The organism is Rhizobium mayense (genome assembly GCF_030272705.1).
In the GTDB taxonomy this organism is placed as follows: Bacteria; Pseudomonadota; Alphaproteobacteria; order Rhizobiales; family Rhizobiaceae; genus Rhizobium; species Rhizobium mayense.
On record NZ_JARFYM010000002.1, the window covers coordinates 1 to 22,888 of the forward strand.

Consider the following 22,888-nt stretch of genomic DNA (forward strand, 5'->3'; position numbering starts at 1 on the left):
TGCGACCATCGATGCTGACCTCCTCTCAGCCAGCATCTTGAATCACATTCGACATCAAAAGGGAATCCGCGATTCAAACATAATCAGAAACGCTCTAGTGTGGCGCTGTGCTCTTGCTAAGGTTGCGCTATCTAATTTCTCTCATCGGTCAGTATGAAGGGCGAGTTTCCCATGTCGCAGGCTGTGGTCTTCAAACTTCTCGGCAGGCGGGTGCGGCTCGGCCTGATCGGCGGCGCACAAGGCTCGCTCATCGGCCCAGTGCACCGCACGGCCGCGCGCCTCGACGATTGCTTTGATCTCGCCGCCGGTGTCTTTTCCTCCGATCCGGAGCGGTCGCTGAACTCCGCCCATGCCTTCGGCATCAAGCGCGGCTATACCGATGTCCAAGCCATGATCGAGGCCGAAACCGTGCGGGCTGACGGCATCGACGCCGTCGCTATCATGACGCCGAACGACAGCCACTATGAATATGCTGCTGCCGCTCTCGACGCCGGTCTCGACGTCATCTGCGACAAGCCGCTGACCAACGATTACGACAGCGCGCTGGCGCTCGCCCGCAAGGCGCATGACCGCGGCCGTATCCTCTCGCTCACCCATAATTATTCCGGCTATCCCATGGTGCGCGAGGCGCGTGCCACCGTCACCGGCGGCGAGATCGGCGCACTCCGTCTCGTCAATGTCCGCTATGTGCAGGGCTCGCTCAGCCGACCCGTCGAGGCCGAGCCGGACAAGATGGCGCCGCGCACCAAATGGCGGCTCGATACGGCCAAGGGCGGCAAGAGCCATGTCCTTGGCGATATCGGCGTCCATGCTCATCAACTGATGAGCTTTGTCTGTGGCCGCCGCATCGCCGCCGTGCTCGCCGATGTCGGCCCGTCGCTGCCTGGCCGCACGGCACATGACACGGCGCAGGTGATCCTGAAATTCGATGACGGCACGCGGGGCCAGATGCTGGTCAGCAAGGTGGCGACGGGCGCGCAGAACGTCGTCAGCATAGAAGCCTATGGCGAAGACGGCGGCATTTTCTGGAACCAAGCAGAAGCCAACGATCTGCGCGTCATGCGGCTGAACCGCGCCGACGAGGTGCGCACGCGCGGCCTGCCGAGCCTACATCCGCACGCCCAACGCGCCACCCGCCTGCCCACCGGCCACCCCGAAGCCTTCTTTGAGGCCTTCGCCAATATCTATACCGATTTCGCCGAACTGGTTGCCGCCCGCATTGCCGGCGCCGAACCTGATCCGCTGGCCCAATTGACGCCCAATGCCTGGACCGGTGTTGATGGTCTGGCCTTTATCGATGCTTGCCTGGAGTCGACTGCGACGGGGACATGGGCTGACGTGGTTTACGAGCACGATCGGTTCTGATTTCCGGGCAGTGATTTTTCCATTCAGGACCAACGACAGATTTCAATTCGCATTCCCCTCCGCCCCTCGCAATCTCGCGAGAATCACACTAGATATATCCGCATAGGTTGTATATTTAGGGGAATATTATGGACAAATATGCGAAGACGATTCTGACTGTAATAGCCGCCGCACTGGTAGTGATCGCGCTGCAGAATTTCATTACGCCTGCCCAAGCCGTCGGCAACGGCTGCGGCTACAATATGTATAATCCTTGCTACGTTAAGCTCGCACCTTAAAGGACCTCAATATCTCCAATCTCGGCGTGACCGTTCCATCCCGCGCTGCCTAGGCGATCGGAGCGAGGCGATAAGCCGTGCGGCACCATTGATGATGCGCACGGCTTGGCTCCGAAAGCAGAGATCTATCAGCTATCAGCAATCTTGCGGGCAGCGGTGATCGCGGCGCGAGCGCCGGCGCGGAGCTGCCCTGTTTCGCCGCCGGCAATGACGAGATCCAAACCGAGCTTCAGGAATTGCCCCGCCCGATCACCGTCTGTTCCGAAGGCGCAGATCAGCTTGCCATGGGCGCGGCAACGCCCCACCGCATGCGCCAATGTCTGGTCGATCGCGGCGCTGTCGGGCGCGAGGCGCGCACCATTCGAGAGCGCGATGGAGAGATCGGACGGACCGATGAAGATGCCGTCGATGCCGTCGACGGCGAGGATTTCATCGATGGCATCGAGCGCGGCACGGGTCTCAACCATGGCGATGGTGACGGTCAGTCCATTGGCACCCTGCAGATATTCGTCAGCGGCAATCCCGAAATGATTAAGCGCAAGCGACGGTCCCCAACTGCGCTCGCCGAGTGGCGGATATTTCGTTGCTTTGACCAGGGCGCGAGCGTCATCGGCCGAATTGATCATCGGCGCAATGATGGCGGAGGCCCCGGCGTCCAGAAGCCGCGAGGCCGAGGCAAAATCGGCGACCGGAATGCGTGCGATCGCTGGCTTGCCGGTCAGGCGCACCTGGGCGATGCCATTGGCGGCGGAGGCCATGTCCCACATCCCGTGCTGCATATCGAGCACCACGGCGTCGAAGGCCTCTTGCGACAGGTGGTTGACCAGCAACGGGTCGGGCGTACCGATCCATGCTGCGATCATGCCACCATTTTCCCGGCGCTTAAGTCGCCCGGCGAAACCGTCAATATCAGTCGTCATATGTTTTTCCTCAACCACCAAGCCCGCCAAGGGCAAGATATTTCACTTCAAGATATTCCTCGATGCCGTATTTCGAGCCCTCGCGACCGATGCCGGATTGCTTCATGCCGCCAAAGGGGGCAACGGCTGTCGATATCAGGCCCTCGTTAATGCCGACAATACCGAATTCCAGCGCCTCGGCTACCCGAAAGATACGGCCGACATCACGCGCATAGAAATAAGAAGCAAGGCCGAACGGCGTGTCGTTTGCCATTTCGATCGCCTGCTCCTCGGTCTCGAAACGAAACAACGGTGCGACAGGCCCAAACGTTTCCTCATGGAAAATATCCGCAGCCGTTGAGACGCCGGCCAAGATAGTTGGCTCGTAGAAATTGCCGCTGCGACCGTCCCGTTTGCCGCCGGAAACCAGTCTGGCGCCTCGCTCCAGAGCGTCGCCGACATGCGCCTCGACCTTGCGCATAGCGTCTTCGTCGATCAGTGGGCCAAGCGTCACGCCATCCTGCATGCCGTTCCCGAGCTTCAGCTTGGCGACGGCCGCACTGAGCTTTTCGGCAAAGGCGTCATGTATTTTGTCCTGCACCAGGATGCGGTTGGCGCAGACGCAGGTCTGACCGGTATTGCGGAACTTCGAGACGATCGCGCCTTTCACGGCTTCATCGAGATCGGCATCGTCGAAAACGATGAAGGGCGCGTTGCCGCCGAGTTCCATGCTCGTCTTCTTGATCGTCGGCGCACACTCGGCGAGCAATCTTGCGCCGACAGCGGTGCTGCCGGTGAAGGAGAGCTTTCTGACCAGCGGACTTCCGGTGATCGCCGGGCCGGTTTCCGACGAAGGGCCGGTGATGACGTTGCAAACACCGGCGGGAAAACCGGCCTCTTCGGCGAGAACCGCGATCGCCAAGGCTGAATAGGGTGTCTGGCTCGCCGGTCGGATGACGCCGGCGCAGCCCGCGGCCCAGCCGGGGCCGGCCTTGCGTGTGATCATGGCGGAAGGGAAATTCCAGGGCGTAATCGCCGCGAAAACGCCGATCGGCTGCTTCTGAACGATCAGCCGCCGGCCGGCGACGGGCGCCGGGATCACATCGCCATAGACACGCCTGGCCTCCTCCGCGAACCATTCGATGAAGCTCGCCGAATAGGCGATCTCGCCTCGACTTTCACTCAGCGGCTTGCCCTGTTCGATCGTCATGATCGCCGCCAGATCCTCGGTGTTTTCGAGCATCAGCGAGCAAAGTTTTTTGAGATAGTCGGATCGTTGTTGCGCGGTCAACGCTGCCCAGGCCTTTTGCGCCTTGTAGGCGGCATCGATCGCGCGGTTGGTCTCCGTCGCGCCCATGGACGGCACGCGGCCGATGATATCGCCCGTTGCCGGGTTGAGGACATCGTAGGTCCGGCCGCCATCGGCAGCGACCCATTTGCCGCCGATGTAGTTGGCCTCGCGAAAAAGCTCCGGGCGACGGAGCGTGTGACCAGAAAGACGCTGATACATGATCGTGATCCTCCCATTTGGAATGGCGCCGGCGATCAGGCGGGAATGCTCGCCTCCCCCGGCGCGAAGTTGGAGCCGCGAAGCGCGTCGCAAACTGCGCGTGTCACCTCCACGGTCGTTGCCTTGCCACCAAGATCTCGAGTGAGAATGCCGGCCGCGCAAACCTGTTCCACCGCCGTGATCAGTGCATGAGCGGCGGCGGCCTCGCCGAGATGCTCGAGCATCATCGAGGCGGTCCAGAAGCTCGCGACTGGATTGGCAATACCCTTGCCGGTGATGTCGAAGGCCGAACCGTGGATCGGCTCGAACATCGAAGGAAACCGGCGCTCGGGATCAATATTGCCTGTGGGTGCAATGCCGAGCGAGCCGGCGAGCGCAGCGGCGAGATCCGACAGAATATCCGCATGCAGATTGGTCGCCACGACCGTATCGATGCTTCTTGGCCGGCTGACCATGCGGAAGGTCATCGCGTCGACCAACTCTTTGTCCCAGGAAATATCGGGAAAATCAGCCGCGACCTCGGCGGCGATCTCGTCCCACAACACCAGGCCGTGGCGCTGTGCGTTCGATTTGGTGACGACGGTCAGATGCTTGCGCGGACGTTTCGCAGCCTCAGTGAAAGCGAAGCGCATGATCCGCTCGACGCCGCGGCGGGTGAAGATCGACGTTTCCGTCGCCACCTCCTCCGGCAGGCCGATATGGGCGCGGCCGCCATGGCCGGAATATTCGCCCTCGGAATTTTCGCGGATGATCAGCCAGTCGAGATCACCCCGCTCGACACCGCGCAGCGGGCTGGTAACGCCGGGGAATATCCTGGTCGGGCGGACATTGGCATATTGGTCGAGCCGCTGGCAGATCGGCAACCTAAGTCCCCATAAGGTGACATGGTCCGGGATATCCGGCGCGCCGACGGCGCCAAAATAGATCGCATCCGCCTTCTTCAACAACGTCAGTCCATCGGATGGCATGAAGGCGCCGGTTCTGCGGTAGCGCTCGCTGCCCCAATCAAAGTGATCGACCTCGATCGAGAAACCGCCGTCACGCGCTGCCAGCACATCCACCACTTCCAATCCGGCCGCAATCACCTCCGTGCCGATCCCGTCTCCCGGAATGGCGGCAATCCTGTATTTCCGCTGTGGAACGGAAGCTTCCATGTTGCTCACGCAGACCCCTCCTCTCGGCCGCCTCAGACCGTTCCGCCATTCACCAGAAGCACTTGCTTGGTGATCATCTTGCTGTCATCGGCGGCGAGGAACAAGCAGACGCGCGCCACGTCGCTTTCCTCGACCGGATCGGGGATGCATTGCATCTGGCGACCGGCGGCGATCTTGTTTTCATCCTGATACCATAGTGCGCGCTGCCGGTCGGTGATGATCATGCCCGGCGCCACGGCATTGACGCGGATGCGGTCCGGGCCAACCTGGCGAGCAAGCGAATTGGTGAAACCAACGATCGCCGCCTTGGCGGTGCAATAGGCCTGCATGTCCAACGCACCGCGAATCCAGGCGCCCGACGTCATGTTGATGATCGAGCCGTAGCCGAGTTCGCGCATGTTCGGCACCACCGCCTGTGCGGCAAAAAAGACGTGGCGCAGATTGACGGACATCATCCAATCGAACTCTTCGGCAGAGACATCAAGGAAATCCTGGCGGCGGTCATTGGCGGCATTGTTGACAAGGACGGCGACCGGGCCGATCTCACGCCTGATCCTGGCGAAAGCGGCTTTCATCGCCTCGATATCGGTGAGATCGCAGCGATAGAAATCAACCTTCGTTTGCCCGCTCGAAAGATCCGATACCAGCCGGCTGCCGGCTTCCTCCTGAATATCGAGGATAGCGATACGGGCGCCGTTGGCGGCAAAGGCACGAACGATCGCCTCGCCGATCCCCGACGCTCCGCCAGTGACGACGACCGTTCGGTTACGAAGGCTCGGATATTGAGTCATTTCCATCGATAAAAGCCGCTCCTATCGGCCAGTCATGTCATGCCCGGCGCGCCGTCAGGCGAAGCCGGCTGCGTCTGTCATATCAAAGCCACTCCGTAGCCTTCAGAGTCTGATAGGCGCCCTCCACCAGCGAGGCTTTGCGGTCGGCTTGCACCTGAGGTTCGTGGGGATTGACGCGCATGCCCGTGGACTGGGCGGAGGGTCGTGCGGGGCGACGGGATCTGGCATCAAAACCTTTCGAAGCGCGGGTCGAAAGTTGTCGTCAGACTCGACCATACAAGTGGTCCGATACCTTTGCATACCAGATAGAATTTCACCAGCAAGTTTCGCCGGAGGCAGACGGATCCCCCTCGTGACCGCTCGCCAAGAAAGCTCTCTCAATGCGCCAAACGCTTGTTTGTCTTCGAATGTGCAGCCTGATTGGCTAATCTGTTCAATTGCGGTTATAGAGCCGCTAGTTTGTGAAGACCAACACTTGAGAGCATAGCATGACAACGCAAAACGCGGGCCAGCAAACGGCTGCCAGCGCCGCGACAAACGGTCAGCTCGGAAGCGAGCCGGCGGGCACCGCGCATTCGGTGCCGATGGTAGATTTCCAGGGTGCCGGGAAGCGTTACGGACCCGCCGGCGAAGGCGGCTTCACCGCCGTCGAGAGCGTCGATCTTACTGTTGGACGCGGCGCCATCACCGGCATTATCGGCCGCTCCGGCGCCGGCAAGTCGACGCTGATCCGCATGGTCAACGGGCTCGAGACCGTAACGTCGGGCAAGGTGCTCGTCGATGGCGTCGACGTCGGCGGGCTCGGCGAGGACGCATTGCGAGGTTTGCGCCGTCAGATCGGTATGATCTTCCAGCATTTCAACCTTCTGTCGTCGCGCACCGCCTTCGACAATGTGTCGCTGCCGCTGGAGATCGCCGGCGTCGATAAAAGGACGATCCGCACCAAGGTCGGGCCGCTGCTCGATCTCGTCGGTCTCGGCGACAAGGCCGGCAGCTATCCGTCGGAGCTGTCCGGCGGCCAGAAGCAGCGCGTCGGCATTGCCCGCGCGCTGGCCACCGATCCGAAACTGCTGCTCTCCGACGAAGCGACCTCGGCGCTGGACCCCGAGACGACGCAGTCGATCCTTGAGCTCCTGAAGCGGATCAACGCCGAGCTCGGTCTCACCATTCTCCTGATCACGCATGAGATGGACGTCGTGAAAACCATCGCCAGCCACGTGGCTGTCATCGACGCTGGCCGCATCGTCGAGGCCGGCCGGACCTTCGATGTCTACACCAATCCGCAGCACGACACGACACGCACGCTGCTTGCCTCGGCCCTGAAACTGCCGCACTGGCTGCGCTCCGTCGTCAAGCCGGAGCCGTCGGCCGGCGACAGGATACTGGTCCGGCTGGTGTTCTTCGGGGACACGGCCTTCAAGCCCCTGACCGGTCGGCTGGTCGCCGAACTCGGCTCGGACGTCAATATCCTCGCCGGCGCGATCGAGGAGATCTCAGGCGAGCCCTTCGGTTCGCTTGTCGTCTCCTATTCGGCCGAGCCCGATGTCGTCGCGCGAGCGAATCGCTTCTATGCCGAAACGGGTCTTTCCACGGAGGTGCTCGGTTATGTCGCCTGATATGCTCTTCAACCTGCTTTCCAAGGCGCTGATACAGACCCTGCAGATGGTTTTCGTCGCCGGCATCGTCGGCTCGATCATCGGTTTGCCGATCGGGGTGTTTCTGGCAACCAGCGGCAAGGGCGAGCTGTTTCCGGCGCCGACGACCAATCGCGTGCTCGGCCTCATCGTGAATGCGGCGCGCTCGACACCGTTCATCATCCTGGTCGTCGCCATCGTGCCTCTAACGCGGCTTTTGACCGGCACGTCGATCGGCACCTGGGCGGCGATCGTGCCGCTCACCATTGCCACCATCCCGTTCTTTGCCCGCCTGGTCGAATCCGCGATCCGCGAGGTCGACAAGGGCCTGATCGAAGCCGCCCGCGCCATGGGGGCGACGCCATTCCAGATCGTCTTCAAGGTGCTGCTCGCCGAGGCGCGGCCCAGCATCCTGATGGCGCTGACGATGACCATCGTCAGCCTGATCGGCTACTCGGCCATGGTCGGGGCCGTCGGCGGCGGCGGTCTGGGCGACCTCGGCATCCGCTTCGGCTACCAGCGCTTCAATCCCGAGATGATGGTGCTTGTCGTCATAGTGCTGATCGTTCTGGTGCAGGCGGTGCAGAGCGCCGGCGACGGGCTCGCCCGGCGTTTCGACAAGCGCAACCGGAAGAACTGATCTGTTACACGCATAACCAATAGAAATACCAAGGAGACACCAATGAAGAAGTTCATCATCGCAGCCGCGATTGCGGCCTTTGCCGCCGGCTCTGCCTTCGCCGAGAATATCAAGGTCGGCGTCACGCCGGGCGAGCACGCGCAGATCATGGAAAAGGTTGCCGAAGTCGCGAAGACGAAAGGCCTCAACATCGAGATCGTCGAATTCTCCGACTATGTCGTGCCGAACCAGGCGCTGGCCGATGGCGACATCCAGGCCAACTCGTTCCAGCACCAGCCCTATCTCGACAACCAGATCGCCGACCGCAAGTTCGACCTCGTCAGCATCGGCACCACCATCACCACCCCGATGGGTGTCTACTCCAAGAAGGTGAAGAGCCTCGACGAGCTGAAGGAAGGCGCCACCGTCGCTATCCCGAACGACCCGACCAACGGCGGCCGCGCGCTTCTGGTTTTGGCCAGCAAGGGCCTGATCAAGTTCAAGGCAAACGCGGGCATCAAGGTGACGGTCGCCGATATCGTCGAAAACCCGAAAAACATCGATTTCGCAGAGATCGACGCCGCGCAGCTGCCGCGCTCGCTTGAAGATGTCGATGCCGCCGTCATCAACACCAATTACGCCATGGAAGCCGGCCTGAATCCGAAGAAGGATGCCATCGCCATCGAAAGCGAAAAGTCGCCTTACGCCAATGTCATCGTCGTCCGCGCTGCTGACAAGGACGCGCCCTGGGCCAAGACGCTGGTCGAATCTTACCACGATGAAAGCATCCGCAAGTTCATCGACGAGCAGTTCAAGGGCGCCGTGATCGCATCCTGGTAAGAGCTGTTTCTTCAGGTAAAAACATCGAACGGTCCGGCTCTGCCGGGCCGTTTTTCGTTGGGAGATGGCATTTTGGCATCGCCGTGAGGGGCGGCGTGATCGAGGAACGCGGCCATCGGGTGTTCGTTCGAGGAGAGAACGCAATCTATCTGTGATCGGCTCGATAGATTTTGGTCATGCGCTCAGCCGAGCGGTTAGCAACTGCATTCGGGCGGCGTCATCGAATTGGCGGGCAACCGCGGCAAGCTGACGGAGCTTGTCGCGGCCCATATGAAGCCATCGAAGGAAGTCTATTTGCGCCCGGCCAGGGGGCAAGATCGTTTCGCGAGAGCCGGTGCCGGTTAGTGGGCACCGGCGCCGCCGCCGGCTTGGGGCTTGCGAGCGAAGAGCGTGGCGACCGCGGCGGTGGCCAAGAGGATACCGATGACGGCGAAGGTGTCGCTGAAACCCATGATCAGCGCTTGCCGCTTGATGATGTTGCCGAGGGCGACTGTCGCCTTCTGCGTGGCAAGGGCATGATCCGATACGCCATGCGACAGGAAATAATTGGTCACCTGCGTCAAGCGCTCCCGCACCTCGTCGCGTGACAGGGTCACCGACTGGCCTATGATATTGGAATGGAACTGCTCGCGCTTGGTGAGCACCGTGCCAAGCGTCGCCGTTCCAACCGCACCGCCGAGGTTTCGCAGCATATTGGTCAGGCCGGATGCCGCGGCGGCATCGGCGGGCGCGATGCCGGCCGTTGTGATGGCGGTGATTGGGGTGATGACCATTGCCTGGCCGATGGCACGCACGATATTCGGTATCCAGAACTGATCACCCGCGGTGTCGGCGGAAAGGGTCACGTTCATGAAGCAGCTTATGGCGAAGATACCAATGCCGAGGAAGCCGATATAGCGGACATCGAAGCGCCTCATCATCATCGGAACAAGCGGAATGAGGATGAGTTGCGGCAGGCCTGTCCAGGCCAGCACGTTGCCGATCTGCTCGGCATTGTATCGCTGCACCTGGCCGAGATATTGCGGCAGGATATAGACCGATCCGAAGAGCGCGAAACCGACCAGCACGTTGACGAGAACGCCGATGCCGAAATTGCGTTGCTTCAAAAGCCGCAGCTTCACCAGCGGGTTCTTGACGGTCAGCTCAATCCAGATGAAGGCACTGAGCGAAACGACAGCGATGGCGCTGAGCTTCAGGATGAAGGGCGAGGAGAACCAGTCATCCTTATTGCCCTCTTCGAGCACGGTCTGCAGCGCAGAAAGCCCGATTGCCATCGTCACGATGCCAGCCCAGTCGCCCTGCTTCAGAAGGCCAAGCTGCAGCGGTCCCTTTTCAAGCGTCAGCGCAAGCGCGATCGCCATGATGGCGCTCGGCAGCGCGTTGATGAAGAAGATCGTCTGCCAGCCATAATTTTCGGTCAGGTAACCGCCGATGGTCGGGCCGATGGCCGGGGCTACCGTGACCGAAAGCGCGAAGATCGCAAGCCCGGTCGGCTGCTGCACCTTCGGCAGCTTGGTCAGGATCATCGTGAAGGCCATGGGGATGAGCACACCGCCGGCAAAGCCCTGCAGCCCGCGAAGCACGATCATCGTGCCGAGATCGTGCGCGAAAGCGCAGGCGATCGAGAACAAGGGGAACAGGATAGAGTTTGCCAAAATATAACGGCGGAACGAAAAGACGTTGCTGAAGAAAGCCGTCAGCGGGATGACGACGATTTCGCCGATCAGATACGAGGTGGAGATCCAGGCGCCGTTATCGACGCCCGTGCCGATGCCGCCCTCAATATCGAGGAGCGAGGCATTGGTGATCTGGATGTTCAGGATCGCCATGAAGGCGCCAATCATGGCGGCAAGCACGGCGATCCATTCTGTGGTGCTTGCTCGCGCGCTCCGCTGCTGGATGGCGGTGGCTGTGGTGGTGGACATGGTTCGATACTCCTCATCCTTCACCGTTCAAGCGCCGTGGCCCTGGTCGGCCGTCTTGATGTCGATGCTCGGTTGTACCGACATGCCAGGGCGCAGATCGCCGGAAGCGGCGCTGTCGCTATCAAGCACGATCTTGACCGGGATGCGTTGTACGACCTTGGTGAAATTGCCCGTGGCGTTGTCCGGCGGCAGCAGTGCGAATTCCTGGCCGCTGGCAGGCGCCAGGCTGTCGACATGGCCGTGATAGACTCGTCCAGGGAACATATCGACTTCGATGTCGACCGGCTGGCCGGCATGCACGTCGGTTAATTGCGTCTCTTTGTAATTGGCGACGATATAGGCCGCCGATGTCGGCACCACCGACATCAACTGCGTGCCCGCTTGCACATATTGGCCGACGCGGAGCGTGCGGTTGCCAACGACACCGTCGAGCGGCGCGATGATCGTTGTATAGGATAGATTAAGCTCGGCCTGGTTTTGGACGGCCTGGTCACGGGCAAGTGTTGCCTTGGCTTGCGCCAGTTGCGCCTTCAGCAGATCAACCTGCTTGGTCGTTGCGGCGAGTGATGCCGTGTCACGATCGATCGCGGCGCGGGCGGCGGCGATCTGCGCCGCGGCCTGTTGTGCGGTCTGCACCGGCGCGTATCCGTTGACCGAAAGGTTCGCATAGCGCTTGTCGTTTTGCTCGGCGAACGTTTCATTGGCCTTATCGACTTCGACCGTCGACTGGGCAGCCGTGACTAATGACTGCTGCATCTCGATGGACGCTTGCCTGGCCTCGACATCCGCTTGAGCGGCGGCAACATCGGCCTTAGCTTGATCGAGCGCCGTCTTGAAGTCGCGGTCATCGATACGTGCAAGCACCTGCCCCGCCTTGACCGCTTGGTTGTCGTTGACGACGACATCAGTGATATAGCCGGAAATCTTCGGCGCGATGGCGCTGTTGTCGGCCTGCACGTAAGCATCGTCGGTCGATACCTGGAAGCGGCCGACCGTCCAGTAGTTATGACCATAGTAGGCAGCGGCGGCGATCACGACGAGCGCCGTAGCGCCGAGCAGGAATGACTTGCCCCGCTTCTTCGCCGCCGGCTTTTCCTCGACGGCGATGCGTGCCAGTTCGACGGACACATCCGGCTTGCCGGCATCCATTGTCGGGGCCTCGGCACCCGGTGCCTGCTTGCCGGCATTCAGTATATGAACCTTGTTTTCCACTGTTGTCTCTCCTGATGGACAGGTTGTCTTGGAAGGGCGGATGGCCCGTAAAAATCCCCGGTCCGATATTTAGGAAACTTGTTGTTTTCCAAAATATGCGCTATAAATGGGAAGTCAACAGGAATTTGGAAAATCACAATGGTCGAAATTCACATTATTGAGAAGCGCCCCCGCGGACGGCCCCAACTTCGCTGCGACGATGATACGAAAAGCGTGATTATCGAGGCCGCCGACGTGCAGTTTCGTGAAAACGGCTACGCGGCGGCGAGCATCAACGCGATCGCCCAATCCGCCGGTGTCTCGACAAAAACGCTCTACCGGCTGTTTCCGACCAAGGCCGATCTGTTCTCAAGCATCGTTTCCGACCGCATAAGCCGGTTTTTCGTGGCTCTGGATCAGTCGACGCTAGCGACGATGGATGTGCGACAGGGCCTCGAGCGGCTGCTGACGGCCTATGGCATGCTCACGATGTCGGACGACACCGTTGATATGATGCGTCTTGTCATTGCCGAATCCGATCGCTTTCCGGAACTCGCCACATCCTTCTATGAAAAGGCGATCGTTCGCTCGAATGCCTTCATGGAAAATTGGCTGACGACTCAGTGCGAACGCGGGCTCATTCGCCTGGAAGACCCGCATATGGCCTCCGGCATGCTGCGCGGAATGATGATCATGGAGCCGCAACGCGCCGCGATCCTGCGCCAGCTCCCTGCCCCCAACATCGCGGAGATCAATCGGCGGGCGCGAATTTGCGCGGAGGTGTTCCTAAAAGGCTGCCAGGTTTGAAATCAATCCTGGCGCGGATCGAGCGCGTCGTTGAGGCCGTCGCCGAGCAGGTTGAAGCCCATGACCAGCACGATGATCGCCACGCCCGGCCAGATCGGCATCCACGGCGCTTGCTGCAGGAATTGCCTGGCCGTGTCGAGCATCGAACCCCAGGACGGGTCCGGTGGACGCTGACCCAGGCCGAGAAAGGCAAGGCTCGCTTCGGCAAGCACCGCAGTCGCCATGGTGATGGTGGCCTGTACAACGACCGGCGCAAGGATATTCGGCATGACATAGACGCCCATGATCTTGATATTGGGCACGCCGAGCAGGCGCGCTGCAGCAATATAGTCCTCGGTCTTGACGGTCAGCACTTGCCCGCGTGTGAGGCGAACGAAGATCGGCATTGCCGAAATGCCGATGGCGATCATTGCATTTTCAAGGCTGGGATTGAGGAAGGTCGCAAATGCGATTGCCAGTACCAGGAAGGGGCATGACAGCAGCGCATCCGTGCAGCGGGAAATCACGACATCGACGATACCGCCGAAATAGCCGGAGATCAGGCCCAGCGGCACGCCGATGACGATGGCGATCACCACCGAAACGAGACCGACGAGCAACGAAGCGCGTGCGCCGAAGATGACGCGGGAGAGGATATCTCGGCCGAGGTCGTCAGTGCCGAACCAATGCAGCGCCGAGGGCGCCTGCCGGACGGTCAGCCAGCTCGATACGTTCGGCGGGAATGGTGCAATGACAGGCGCAAGGATCGCCACCACCACGAAGAAGAGGACAATGAGGCCGCCGATGATGGCACTCGGCTGGCTGAGGCAGCGCCTCAGTGCGGATTTGCGATAGCCGGAAGCGGCGGGAATGGCGAGCGTGGTTTCGGTCGTGTTCATCCGCGCAACCTCGGGCTCAGAATGACATAGGCGATATCGGCGAAAAGATTGAGCAGCAGGAACATCGCCGAAGAGCACAGAACGACGGCCTGGACTACGGCATAGTCACGGCCGAACACGCCGTCGACCACCATCTTGCCGAAGCCGGGGATACCGAAGACCTGTTCGGTCAGCACCGCGCCGGACAGAAGCTCGCCGAAATGCAGCGAGCTGACGGTGACCACCGGGATCAAGCCGTTGCGCAGCACATGCCTGATAACGACGATGCGCTCCTTCAGGCCCTTGGCGCGGGCGGTTCGGACATAATCCTGCCGCAGCGTCTGCAGCATGGAGCTGCGCGTATGACGCATGACGATGGCGGAAGCCGCCGTTCCCAATACGAGGCTCGGCATCAACATATAGCGCAGATTGTCGAGCGGAGAATCGAACAAACCGACATAGCCCCCCGATGGCAGCCAGCCAAGCTTTACCGCAAAGGCTAGGATCAGCATGATGCCTAGCCAGAAGCTTGGAACCGAAAGACCAGCCAATCCGAGAATGCTGACACCGTAATCCACCGGCGTGCCGCGCTTCAGCGCCGCAATGACACCGGCTGGAATACCGATGACCAGCGCCAGGATCATCGCCATGACAGAAAGCTGGATGGTGACCGGCAATTTCTCGAGGATCATCTCGCCAATCGGCAGCTTCGTGCGGATCGACAGGCCGAAATCGCCTTGCAGGATGCCCCAGAGCCAATGGACATATTGGGTGTAGAGCGGCTGATCCAGCATGTATTTATGCCGCAGGAACTCGATGACGGTGGGATCGCGATCCTCGCCGGCGAGTGCAATCGCCGGGTCGCCGGGCAGAAGCTTCAACAGGCCGAAAACCAGGATCGATACCAGCAGCAGGGTCGGAATGGCGATCGCCAGGCGGCGCAGGATAAAAAGAAACATGGCTTTTCTCTCGCTGCATGATCCCGAAAGCTTCAATTCGGTCTTCGATGGAGATCATGCAAAACCGGAAAACGGATGGCGCGGCAGCCCCGCGCCATCCTCAGCGAATGATCGCTTACTTAGCGGGCTTTACGCCCTGCAGGCGCAGGATGCCATCCGGAAAGATCGTGATGCCCGTCACATCGGCCCTCGATGCATAGAACCAGTTCGGGTGATAGAGCGGAATGGTCGGCAGGTCGGTCAGGTAAATGTCCGTCGCCTTCTCGTAGAGCTGCTTGCGCGTTGCTTCATCCGATGCCTGGCGGGCGTCGACCAGCGTCTTGTCCATCTCCGGATTCTTGTATTTGTTGACGTTCTGGCTGCCGTCGGAGCCGAAGAAGGCATAAAGCGTCGGGTCCGGATCGGCGCGGCCGCTCCAGTTGCCGATATAGGCCTGGAAGTCTCCGGCCAGGTAGCGCTGGATGGCGGAGGTCGTCTCGAGCGGCAGCAACTGCACGTCGAAGCCGGCTTCGCTGGCGAGCGCTTGAATGATCTGCGCCACGCGCCCGTCGGTCAACGAATTTTCATAGGTGATTTCCAACTTCGGTGCGGGACCGCCGACTTCCGCGATCAGCGCCTTCGCCTTGTCGACATCGCGCGCCGGCATCGGGTGCGCCTTGCTGTAGAAGGCGCTCGACGACGGAATCATCTGATTGTCGGGAATGAACTCGCCATTGAAAGCCACCTGGTTGATGACGTTGCGGTCGAGCGACAGTTCCAAGGCCTTGCGCAGGCGGGGATCGGTGCCGATCGGCGTCTTGGCCTTGTCGCCGTTACCGACATTGATCATCAGATGGGAAACAGCAAGACCTGGCGAGGAATGCAGCGCCAACTTGTTGTCCGAACGCACGGTGGCGAGGTCCGTCGGCGCGATACGCTCGGCGACTTCGAGATCGCCGGCCTGCACTCGTGACAGGCGCACGGTGGAATCAGGAATGATGAGATACTGGACCTCGTCATAGCCAATAGCGGCGGCGTTCCAGTAACCTGGATATTTGTCGAGGGTAATGGAGTCGCGCTGCTTGCGCGCCTTCAGCATATAGGGACCGGAGCAGACCGGGTTGGTCGCGAACTCACCGCCCTTTTGGGCAGCCGTCGGCGACACCATCATGCCGGCGCGGTCGCTGAGCACGGCGAGCAGCGGGGCAAACGGCCCCTTCAGATGAAAGGTTACGTGGGTTGGATCGACCACTTCGACGGTATCGATCGGCGCAAGCTCGGCCTTGCGGTTCGATTCCTTCAGCGTCTTCATTCGTTCGATGTTGAACTTGACAGCGGCAGCATCAAATGGCGTGCCATCCTGGAAGGTGACGCCGCTGCGCAACGTGAAGGTGACGTCCGTGCCCTTGTCGTTCCACGCCCAGGCGGTTGCCAGCTGCGGCACGATATCGAGATTGGCGTTGATATCGACAAGCTTGTCGCACATGGCGGCAAAAACGATGCGGCCGGTATAGGTGCCGCTCGTCGCCGGATCGAGCGAATCCGGATCATCCTGCAGTCCGACGCGCAATGTTGCAGCATGCGCGGATCCAATCGTCACCGCCATGGCCGACGCCATCAAAAGCGCCTTGAATGAAGTTCCCATAAATTATCTCCCTGTGGCTAACCCGTCAAAGGTCTGCCCACCTGCCCAGAATTTATACAGCCGTAAGTGATGCATGGTTTTTCGCGATTGTAAAGCATCCTGACTAAATATTTGACCCAACAATAGTCAATGATTAAAAATCGACCATTTATACCGAAAATTCCACTTGACGCCCCTCCTTCATTGGATAATTTGTTCGCGAAGCTGACAAAAAATTAGGCCATGATCGACATTTCAACATCCGTTCCCCTCACGCGGCAGATCACATCGCGCACCGTGCTGCGCGCTGTCTTCGAAAACGCCCCCGTGTCGCGCGCTGAGCTGGCGCGCCTGACGGGGCTTTCGAAGCAAAGCATGTCCGAGATCGTCCGAGATCTTGAGGATGAGGGCTGGCTGCGCGTAACCGGCCGCACACAGGGCGCGGTCGGCCGAAGTGCGGTGACCTATGAACTGGAACCGCGCAAGGCCTTCGTTTTCGGCGTCGACATCGGCGGCACCAAGATTCATGCCGCGCTCGCCGATCTTACCGGCGCAATCGTCGGCGAACTCATTGAGAGCACCGACTCGCGCGGCGGCGAACGCGTGGTCGACCAGATCGTGCGCGTGCATGACGCGCTGCTGGAAAAGACCGGCATTGCCAAGAAGTCCGTGAAGATGGGTGCGATCGGCATCCCTGGCGCCGTTCATCCAAAGACCCGGCGGCTGACCATGGTGCCGAATATCCCCGGCCTGACGGACTTGGCTTTTGAAGACCTGCTTCGCGACAGGCTCGGCTATGGCATCCTCATCGAGAACGATGTCAATATGGCCGCCAAGGGAGAGCAATGGCTGGGTAACGGCCGCAGTATCGACAATTTTGTTTTCGTCGCGCTCGGCACCGGCATCGGCATGGGCATCGTCAACGAGGGCCGCATCGTCCGCGGCGCCCGTGGCGCAGCCGGCGAAATCGCCACCCTTCCGATCGGGGCCGATCCTTTCGATTCCCGTACCTTCATGGCCGGCGCGCTGGAATCGGCTATCGGCAGCATCGCCATCCGCGGCCGGTATGAAGCGCTCGGCGGCACACCGGGCCTGACCGTGCGCGAATTGTTCGAGCGCAGGGATGACCCGGCGGCGGGCATGGTGATCGATGAAGTGGCCCGCGTCGTCGCGACCTCGCTCGTTGCCATCTCCGCGGTCGTCGATCCCGAGGTGGTGATTTTTGGCGGCAGCGTTGGGGCGCGGCCCGAACTGGTGGAGCGGATCAGCTTCTATCTGTCGCGTTGCGTGCCAGTGCCCCTGTCCTGCACCATCAGCCCGCTCGGCAGCCAGGCCGGCCTTTTCGGCGCCATCGCCATCGCGCTTGACCAGTTTCGCGAGACGCTGTTTGAAATGCCAGGGCGCGTGGATCTCGGCATGGCTTTCCTGGCGGAATAAACGCCGTAAAACGATATTGAGGCCCCGCAGCAGACACGCGGACGACAACAGGCATATGGAGGAAATTGACAAACATGCAGCAGCGGGATTTTTTCAAGCCGGGCCGTTCGGTCGCAATTTCCGACAGGGGCATGGCGGCAACCTCGCATCCGCAAGCAACGCTCGCGGCGGTCGATATCTTGCGCGCCGGCGGCAGCGCAGTCGATGCGGCAGTTGCTGCGGTCGCGCTGCAGTCGGTGATCGATCCGCACATGACCGGCATCGGCGGCGACTGCTTTGCCCTATATAGCCCAGCCGGCGGCACGCCGGTCTCGCTCAATGGCTCCGGCCGCGCGCCGCAAAAGGCGAAGCTTGACTACTTCCTGGAGAAGGGTTTCACGGCCATTCCCGACGACAGTCCGCATGCGGTCACCGTTCCCGGCGCTGTTGATGCCTGGTGCCGGCTGGTCGGCTCTTATGGTCGTTTCGACATGGGCCGTGTGCTTGCGCCGGCAATCGCAGCCGCCGAAGACGGTTATTGCATTACGCCGCGCGTCGAACTCGACTGGCGCCGCTACAGCGACCGTGTCGCCAAATACCCGGCTTCCGCCGCCTATTTCCTGCCGCATGGCCGCGCACCGCGCACCGGTGAACGCATGGCCAACCCTGCCCTCGCTGCTACGCTGAAGGCCATCGCCAAGGACGGCCGCGACGCGTTCTATCGCGGCAAGGTGGCCGAGGAAATTACCCAGCTTCTGCAATCCCTTGGCGGATTGCATGAAGAAACTGATTTCGCTAATTACAAGGCTTTCGAGACCACGCCGATCTCCGGCAAATATCGCGGCCGCGACCTCTTAGAATGCCCGCCGAACGGCCAGGGCCTAGCCGCTCTTCTGATCACACGCATTCTCGATGGTTTCAACCTTCGCGATCCCAAGCTGACCGAAGCCGACCGCATCCATTTGCTCGCTGAGGCGACAAAAGCGGGTTACGCCAAGCGCGACCAGCTCATCAGCGATCCGGACCACCTGACCTTCAGCATCGACGAACTCCTATCCGACCAGTCGATTGCGGCCATGCGCGCGAAGATCAGCCTGGAACGTGCCGCTGACGTTGCGACATGGGATGGGCCGACGCACAAGGATACGGTCTATGTCTCCGTTGTCGATCGCGACGGCAATGCGATTTCACTGATCAACTCGATCTTCTTCGCTTTCGGCAGCGGCATCTATGCGCCGCGCGCCGGCGTGCTGCTGCAGAACCGCGGCTCCGGCTTCGTCGTCAAGGAAGGCCATCCGAATGCCATCGGCCCTACTAAACTGCCCTTCCACACCATCATCCCGGCCATGCTGATGGAAGATGGCAAGACGCGCATGAGTTTCGGCGTCATGGGCGGGCAATATCAAGCTGTCGGCCATGCTCATATGTTGAGCCAGATCCTCGATCGCGATTTCGATCCGCAGCAGGCAAGCGACCAGCCGCGCAGCTTCTGCTACGGCGGCAAGCTGTCGCTCGAGCCGACGATCTCGGAAGACATCAAGCTGGACCTCGAACGCCGTGGCCATGTTACCGAATGGGCGGATGAGCCGATCGGCGGCGCGCAGGCGATCTTGATCGATCACGAGCGCGGCGTCCTGCTCGGCGCCTCCGACCATCGCAAGGACGGCATCGCGCTTGGCTGTTGAGTTTGGGATATTGAAACGATGACGTCTGCTTCCGTTCTCTCCGTCCGCGACTTGACCCTCACGCTCCCATTGGGCGGAGACCGGAAATATGCGCTGCGAGGCCTAAGCTTCGACCTGGCGGAACGAGAAATCCTCTGCATCGTCGGCGAATCCGGATCGGGGAAATCCCTTTGTGCCCAGACGATCATGGGCCTGCTTCCCAAGGTGATTGGAATCGAGAAGGGCGAAATCCTGCTGGAGGGCGCGGATATCATCAGCGCGCCGCCATCCGTGCTGCGCGATCTGCGCGGTAAGCGCGTCTCCATGATCTTCCAGGAGCCGATGACGGCGCTCAATCCTTCGATGCGCATCGGCGACCAGATCGCCGAGGTGTTTGAAGCGCATGGATTGCTGACCGAGAAGGAACGGTCGGCGCGAGCTGTAACGCTCGCGACCGAAGTCGGCCTGCCCAATCCCGAGCGTATCGTCCACTCCTTCCCGCACCAGCTTTCCGGAGGCCAGCGCCAGCGCGCTATGATCGCGATGGCTCTGGCGTTGGAACCGAAAGTGCTGATTGCCGACGAGCCGACAACTGCCCTCGACGTCACCACGCAGGCGCAGATCCTGCGGCTGATCCGCGATATCCAGCAGCGGCGCGGCATGTCCGTGGTCTTCATTACCCATGATTTTGGTGTGGTGGCCGATATTGCCGACAAGGTGCTGGTGCTGCAGAAGGGCCTGATGGTCGAGCAGGGCACGGCCGACAGCGTGCTGAAACATCCGACTCAGGATTACACCAAGGCACTGCTCGCCGCCGTTCCTTCGGCAACGCCCCCGGAACGCCCCTCGACCGACGCACGCCCGATCGCCTTTTCCGTCGACAAGCTGTGCAAGACCTATGTTTCCGGTGGTGGCTTCCTGCAGCCGAAGCGCCGGACCCAGGCAGTCAACAATGTCAGCTTCGAAATCCGGCGCGGTGAAACATTGGGCCTGATCGGCGAATCCGGTTCCGGCAAATCCACGGTCGCTCGCCTAGTGACGAGGCTGATCGATCCCGACGGCGGCCAGGTCATGCTCGCAAATGACGACTTCACCAAGCTCAAAGGCGCGAAACTGCGGCAGGCGCGCAAGCGCATCCAGATGGTCTTCCAGGACCCGTTCGCCTCGCTCAACCCGCGCCGCAAAATCGGCCTTAGCATTGCGGATGGTCCGCTCGCGCACGGCGTCAGCCATGCCGAAGCGCTGCAGGAAGCTCGTCAGCTCCTCACCCTCGTCGGTCTCGATCCGCGTGCTGTCGATCGTCTGCCGCACGAATTCTCCGGCGGCCAACGCCAGCGCATCGGCCTTGCACGTGCGCTCGCCCTGAAGCCCGATGTGCTCGTCGCCGACGAATCCGTTTCCGCCCTCGATGTCACCGTGCAGGCGCAGGTGCTGAAACTACTGGAAGAGCTGAAAGGTCGCCTCGACCTCGCCATGCTGTTCATCACCCACGATCTGCATGTCGCCGCCCAGGTCTGCGACCGCATCGCCGTCATGCGCCGCGGCGAAATCGTCGAGCTGAGGCCGGCAGCCGAGCTGATCAACGACCCGCAGCATCCCTATACACGGGAATTGCTGTCCGCGATTCCAGGGCAAAGCCTGGCGGCGCATTGACGGGACATCAGCTTGAACGCATCCTATAGCTGTATCTGCCGATGGGTGACCTGATGAAAACGATTGAGATCGACGACACGGAAAGTGTCCTCACGACTTTGGTCGACGATGCGCTCAATGGAAACCGCTGCGTCATCACACGTCACGGTGAACATGCCGCAGTGATCTTATCCTACAACGAGTATCGAAGACTGGAGCAAGCGGTTCCATCTCTCGGTTGGTTGCTCACCACCGCTCCGCTTGAAGAGGACGACCTTCCGGTGAGAAAGCCGGCGCGCTGCCGGCTTCTCGAACTTTGATCTCTCAGATAATCCCGCCACCGCCCGCTGCAGAGGCCGGACGTTCGCTCGCAACCTTCTTTCGATAACCGCTCGCGCGATAGGCTGCGACAGGATCGATGGCACCGCCAGTGCGGCGGCGGGCTTCGGCGAGGATAGGCTCGACGTCGGCGCGGTAGGCACGTTTCAGTGTCTCGGATGCCATCAGAGCGTCGTTCGCGTCCTGATAGTCTGCCAGCGCCTTGCGGTCGACAATCAATGCCTGTGCATAGGCGCGGCGGATTTCGTTGGCGCTGGAAATCAGGCTTTCGATTGGGTCGGTGACGTTGTGCGACTGGTCGATCATGTGGGCCGGATGGAAGCCTTTTACCCCGCGATGCTCTGCGTCGACCAATTCGTTGAAGACGAGGAACAGGCGATAGGGCTCGATCGCGCCAGCATCGAGATCGTCGTCGCCATATTTCGAATCATTGAAGTGGAAGCCGCCGAGCTTACCGAACTGGATGAGGCGGGCGACGATCATCTCGATATTGGTGTTCGGGGCGTGGTGGCCGAGGTCGACCAGGCAGAAAGCCTTGGGCCCGAGCGTCTGCGCGATCAGATAGTTTGTGCCCCAGTCCTGCACGACGGTCGAATAGAAGGCCGGCTCGTACATCTTGTGCTCGGAAAATAGCCGCCAGTCATCCGGCAGCGCCTTGTAGATCTCCGCCATCGCGGCGAGGTAACGCTCGAACGCCTTGGTGAAATTGCTCTGGCCGGGGAAGTTGGAACCATCGCCGATCCAGACCGTCAGCGCCTTCGAACCGATCGCCTTGCCGATCTCGATGCATTCCAGATTATGCTCGACAGCCTGAGCGCGGGTTGCCGCGTCGACATGGCTGAGCGAGCCGTATTTGTAGGAATGCGCCTGGCCAGGAGCATCCGAGAAGGTGTTGGAATTCATGGCATCGAAGCCGAGGCCGAGCGCATCGCCTTTTGCTTTCAGCTCCTTGGCATCCGCCTTGTCCCAGGGGATATGCAACGAAACCGTCGGCGTCGCCTGCGTCAGCTGATGGATGACCGCGCAATCGTCGAGCTTGTCGAAAATGCCGCGTGGTTCGCCGGTGCCCGGAAAACGGGCAAAGCGCGTACCGCCGGTGCCGACACCCCAGGATGGAACGGCGACAAAGAATTCGGAGACCTTCTTCGTCACCGCCTCGATATCGACGCCACGGCGGGCGAGTGTGGCGCCGAGCGCCTCATAATCGGATTTCAGCGCAGCAGCACGCTTGTCGTTTTCCGCAGCGACCAGATCCGGCGCAATTCTGAACTCGGCCATTCTTTCCTCCCGGTTATGCAATTTCTGGCGTTGCGATGACTCGACTTTCCCTCTTCTCCCCAGCGGGGAGAAGATGCCCAACGGGCAGATGGGGGGAGTGAGGAGCATAGCGACTCACATCTTGAGC

At 60.8% G+C, this 22,888-nt stretch carries 20 protein-coding genes; 10 read left to right on the forward strand and 10 right to left on the reverse strand.

Features of this window, described 5'->3' with window-relative positions:
* Nucleotides 1-171: 171 nt before the first annotated feature.
* Both PY649_RS02655 and PY649_RS02660 read left to right on the forward strand, forming a co-directional pair.
* Complete coding sequence (locus PY649_RS02655; protein ID WP_285866575.1) at nucleotides 172-1,365, forward strand: Gfo/Idh/MocA family protein; 1,194 nt, start codon at nucleotides 172-174, stop codon at nucleotides 1,363-1,365.
* Between the two features lie 128 nt (nucleotides 1,366-1,493).
* The gene (locus PY649_RS02660; RefSeq protein WP_285866576.1) at nucleotides 1,494-1,643 is read left to right on the forward strand and encodes a hypothetical protein; all 150 of its coding nucleotides are present in this window, start codon (nucleotides 1,494-1,496) and stop codon (nucleotides 1,641-1,643) included.
* Between the two features lie 128 nt (nucleotides 1,644-1,771).
* Here the strand turns inward: PY649_RS02660 and PY649_RS02665 are convergent, their stop codons facing one another.
* The 4 genes from PY649_RS02665 to PY649_RS02680 are packed head-to-tail and all read right to left on the reverse strand — an operon-like array spanning nucleotide 1,772 to nucleotide 6,003.
* Nucleotides 1,772-2,563, reverse strand: a complete 792-nt coding sequence (locus PY649_RS02665) for an HpcH/HpaI aldolase family protein (RefSeq protein ID WP_285866577.1) — start codon at nucleotides 2,561-2,563, stop codon at nucleotides 1,772-1,774.
* Between the two features lie 10 nt (nucleotides 2,564-2,573).
* Nucleotides 2,574-4,052, reverse strand: a complete 1,479-nt coding sequence (locus PY649_RS02670; protein WP_285866578.1) for an NAD-dependent succinate-semialdehyde dehydrogenase — start codon at nucleotides 4,050-4,052, stop codon at nucleotides 2,574-2,576.
* 35 nt (nucleotides 4,053-4,087) lie between these two features.
* A complete protein-coding gene (locus PY649_RS02675; protein WP_285867175.1) occupies nucleotides 4,088-5,206 on the reverse strand; it encodes a tartrate dehydrogenase in 1,119 nt (372 codons plus the stop codon).
* A gap of 32 nt (nucleotides 5,207-5,238) precedes the next feature.
* Nucleotides 5,239-6,003: an SDR family NAD(P)-dependent oxidoreductase gene (locus PY649_RS02680; protein ID WP_285866579.1), complete on the reverse strand. Its 765-nt coding sequence runs from the start codon at nucleotides 6,001-6,003 to the stop codon at nucleotides 5,239-5,241.
* Nucleotides 6,004-6,581: 578 nt separating this feature from the next.
* Here PY649_RS02680 and PY649_RS02685 point away from each other — a divergent pair.
* From PY649_RS02685 to PY649_RS02695, 3 genes are read left to right on the forward strand one after another with little or no spacing between them, the layout of a single operon-like run.
* The gene (locus tag PY649_RS02685; RefSeq protein WP_285867176.1) at nucleotides 6,582-7,613 is read left to right on the forward strand and encodes a methionine ABC transporter ATP-binding protein; all 1,032 of its coding nucleotides are present in this window, start codon (nucleotides 6,582-6,584) and stop codon (nucleotides 7,611-7,613) included.
* Nucleotides 7,603-8,271, forward strand: a complete 669-nt coding sequence (locus PY649_RS02690; RefSeq protein WP_285866580.1) for a methionine ABC transporter permease — start codon at nucleotides 7,603-7,605, stop codon at nucleotides 8,269-8,271. The genes PY649_RS02685 and PY649_RS02690 overlap by 11 nt, the downstream gene beginning before the upstream one ends.
* A gap of 42 nt (nucleotides 8,272-8,313) precedes the next feature.
* Complete coding sequence (locus PY649_RS02695; RefSeq protein ID WP_285866581.1) at nucleotides 8,314-9,090, forward strand: MetQ/NlpA family ABC transporter substrate-binding protein; 777 nt, start codon at nucleotides 8,314-8,316, stop codon at nucleotides 9,088-9,090.
* A gap of 341 nt (nucleotides 9,091-9,431) precedes the next feature.
* Here PY649_RS02695 and PY649_RS02700 read toward each other — a convergent pair whose 3' ends face one another.
* Nucleotides 9,432-11,015 carry a DHA2 family efflux MFS transporter permease subunit gene (locus tag PY649_RS02700; protein ID WP_285866582.1) on the reverse strand — a complete coding sequence of 528 codons (1,584 nt, stop codon included), beginning with the start codon at nucleotides 11,013-11,015 and terminating at the stop codon, nucleotides 9,432-9,434.
* Between the two features lie 27 nt (nucleotides 11,016-11,042).
* A complete protein-coding gene (locus PY649_RS02705; protein ID WP_285866584.1) occupies nucleotides 11,043-12,227 on the reverse strand; it encodes an HlyD family secretion protein in 1,185 nt (394 codons plus the stop codon).
* A 138-nt stretch (nucleotides 12,228-12,365) separates the two neighbouring features.
* On the opposite strand from PY649_RS02705, the gene PY649_RS02710 reads away from it, so the two are divergent.
* Entirely contained in the window at nucleotides 12,366-13,013 is a 648-nt protein-coding gene (locus PY649_RS02710) for a TetR/AcrR family transcriptional regulator (protein WP_285866585.1), read from the forward strand.
* Nucleotides 13,014-13,015: 2 nt separating this feature from the next.
* Here the strand turns inward: PY649_RS02710 and PY649_RS02715 are convergent, their stop codons facing one another.
* The 3 genes from PY649_RS02715 to PY649_RS02725 all read right to left on the reverse strand — a co-directional run bounded on the left by PY649_RS02715 (nucleotide 13,016) and on the right by PY649_RS02725 (nucleotide 16,453).
* A complete protein-coding gene (locus PY649_RS02715) occupies nucleotides 13,016-13,891 on the reverse strand; it encodes an ABC transporter permease (protein WP_285866586.1) in 876 nt (291 codons plus the stop codon).
* Nucleotides 13,888-14,829, reverse strand: coding sequence for an ABC transporter permease (locus PY649_RS02720; protein WP_285866587.1), 942 nt, complete (start codon nucleotides 14,827-14,829; stop codon nucleotides 13,888-13,890). Before PY649_RS02720 ends, PY649_RS02715 begins: the two co-directional genes overlap by 4 nt.
* A gap of 115 nt (nucleotides 14,830-14,944) precedes the next feature.
* Nucleotides 14,945-16,453: an ABC transporter substrate-binding protein gene (locus PY649_RS02725; protein WP_285866588.1), complete on the reverse strand. Its 1,509-nt coding sequence runs from the start codon at nucleotides 16,451-16,453 to the stop codon at nucleotides 14,945-14,947.
* A gap of 222 nt (nucleotides 16,454-16,675) precedes the next feature.
* Between PY649_RS02725 and PY649_RS02730 the strand changes: the two genes are divergently transcribed.
* The 4 genes from PY649_RS02730 (at nucleotide 16,676) to PY649_RS02745 (ending at nucleotide 21,464) form a co-directional block, all read left to right on the forward strand.
* The gene (locus PY649_RS02730) at nucleotides 16,676-17,869 is read left to right on the forward strand and encodes an ROK family transcriptional regulator (RefSeq protein WP_285866589.1); all 1,194 of its coding nucleotides are present in this window, start codon (nucleotides 16,676-16,678) and stop codon (nucleotides 17,867-17,869) included.
* A 74-nt stretch (nucleotides 17,870-17,943) separates the two neighbouring features.
* Entirely contained in the window at nucleotides 17,944-19,533 is a 1,590-nt protein-coding gene (gene ggt, locus PY649_RS02735) for a gamma-glutamyltransferase (RefSeq protein WP_285866590.1), read from the forward strand.
* A gap of 18 nt (nucleotides 19,534-19,551) precedes the next feature.
* Complete coding sequence (locus tag PY649_RS02740; RefSeq protein WP_285866591.1) at nucleotides 19,552-21,165, forward strand: ABC transporter ATP-binding protein; 1,614 nt, start codon at nucleotides 19,552-19,554, stop codon at nucleotides 21,163-21,165.
* A gap of 53 nt (nucleotides 21,166-21,218) precedes the next feature.
* Nucleotides 21,219-21,464 (forward strand): type II toxin-antitoxin system prevent-host-death family antitoxin, encoded by a 246-nt coding sequence (locus PY649_RS02745; protein WP_285866592.1) that lies wholly within the window; start codon nucleotides 21,219-21,221, stop codon nucleotides 21,462-21,464.
* 4 nt (nucleotides 21,465-21,468) lie between these two features.
* Here PY649_RS02745 and rhaI read toward each other — a convergent pair whose 3' ends face one another.
* The gene (gene rhaI, locus PY649_RS02750) at nucleotides 21,469-22,761 is read right to left on the reverse strand and encodes an L-rhamnose catabolism isomerase (RefSeq protein ID WP_285866593.1); all 1,293 of its coding nucleotides are present in this window, start codon (nucleotides 22,759-22,761) and stop codon (nucleotides 21,469-21,471) included.
* Nucleotides 22,762-22,888 lie beyond the last annotated feature (127 nt).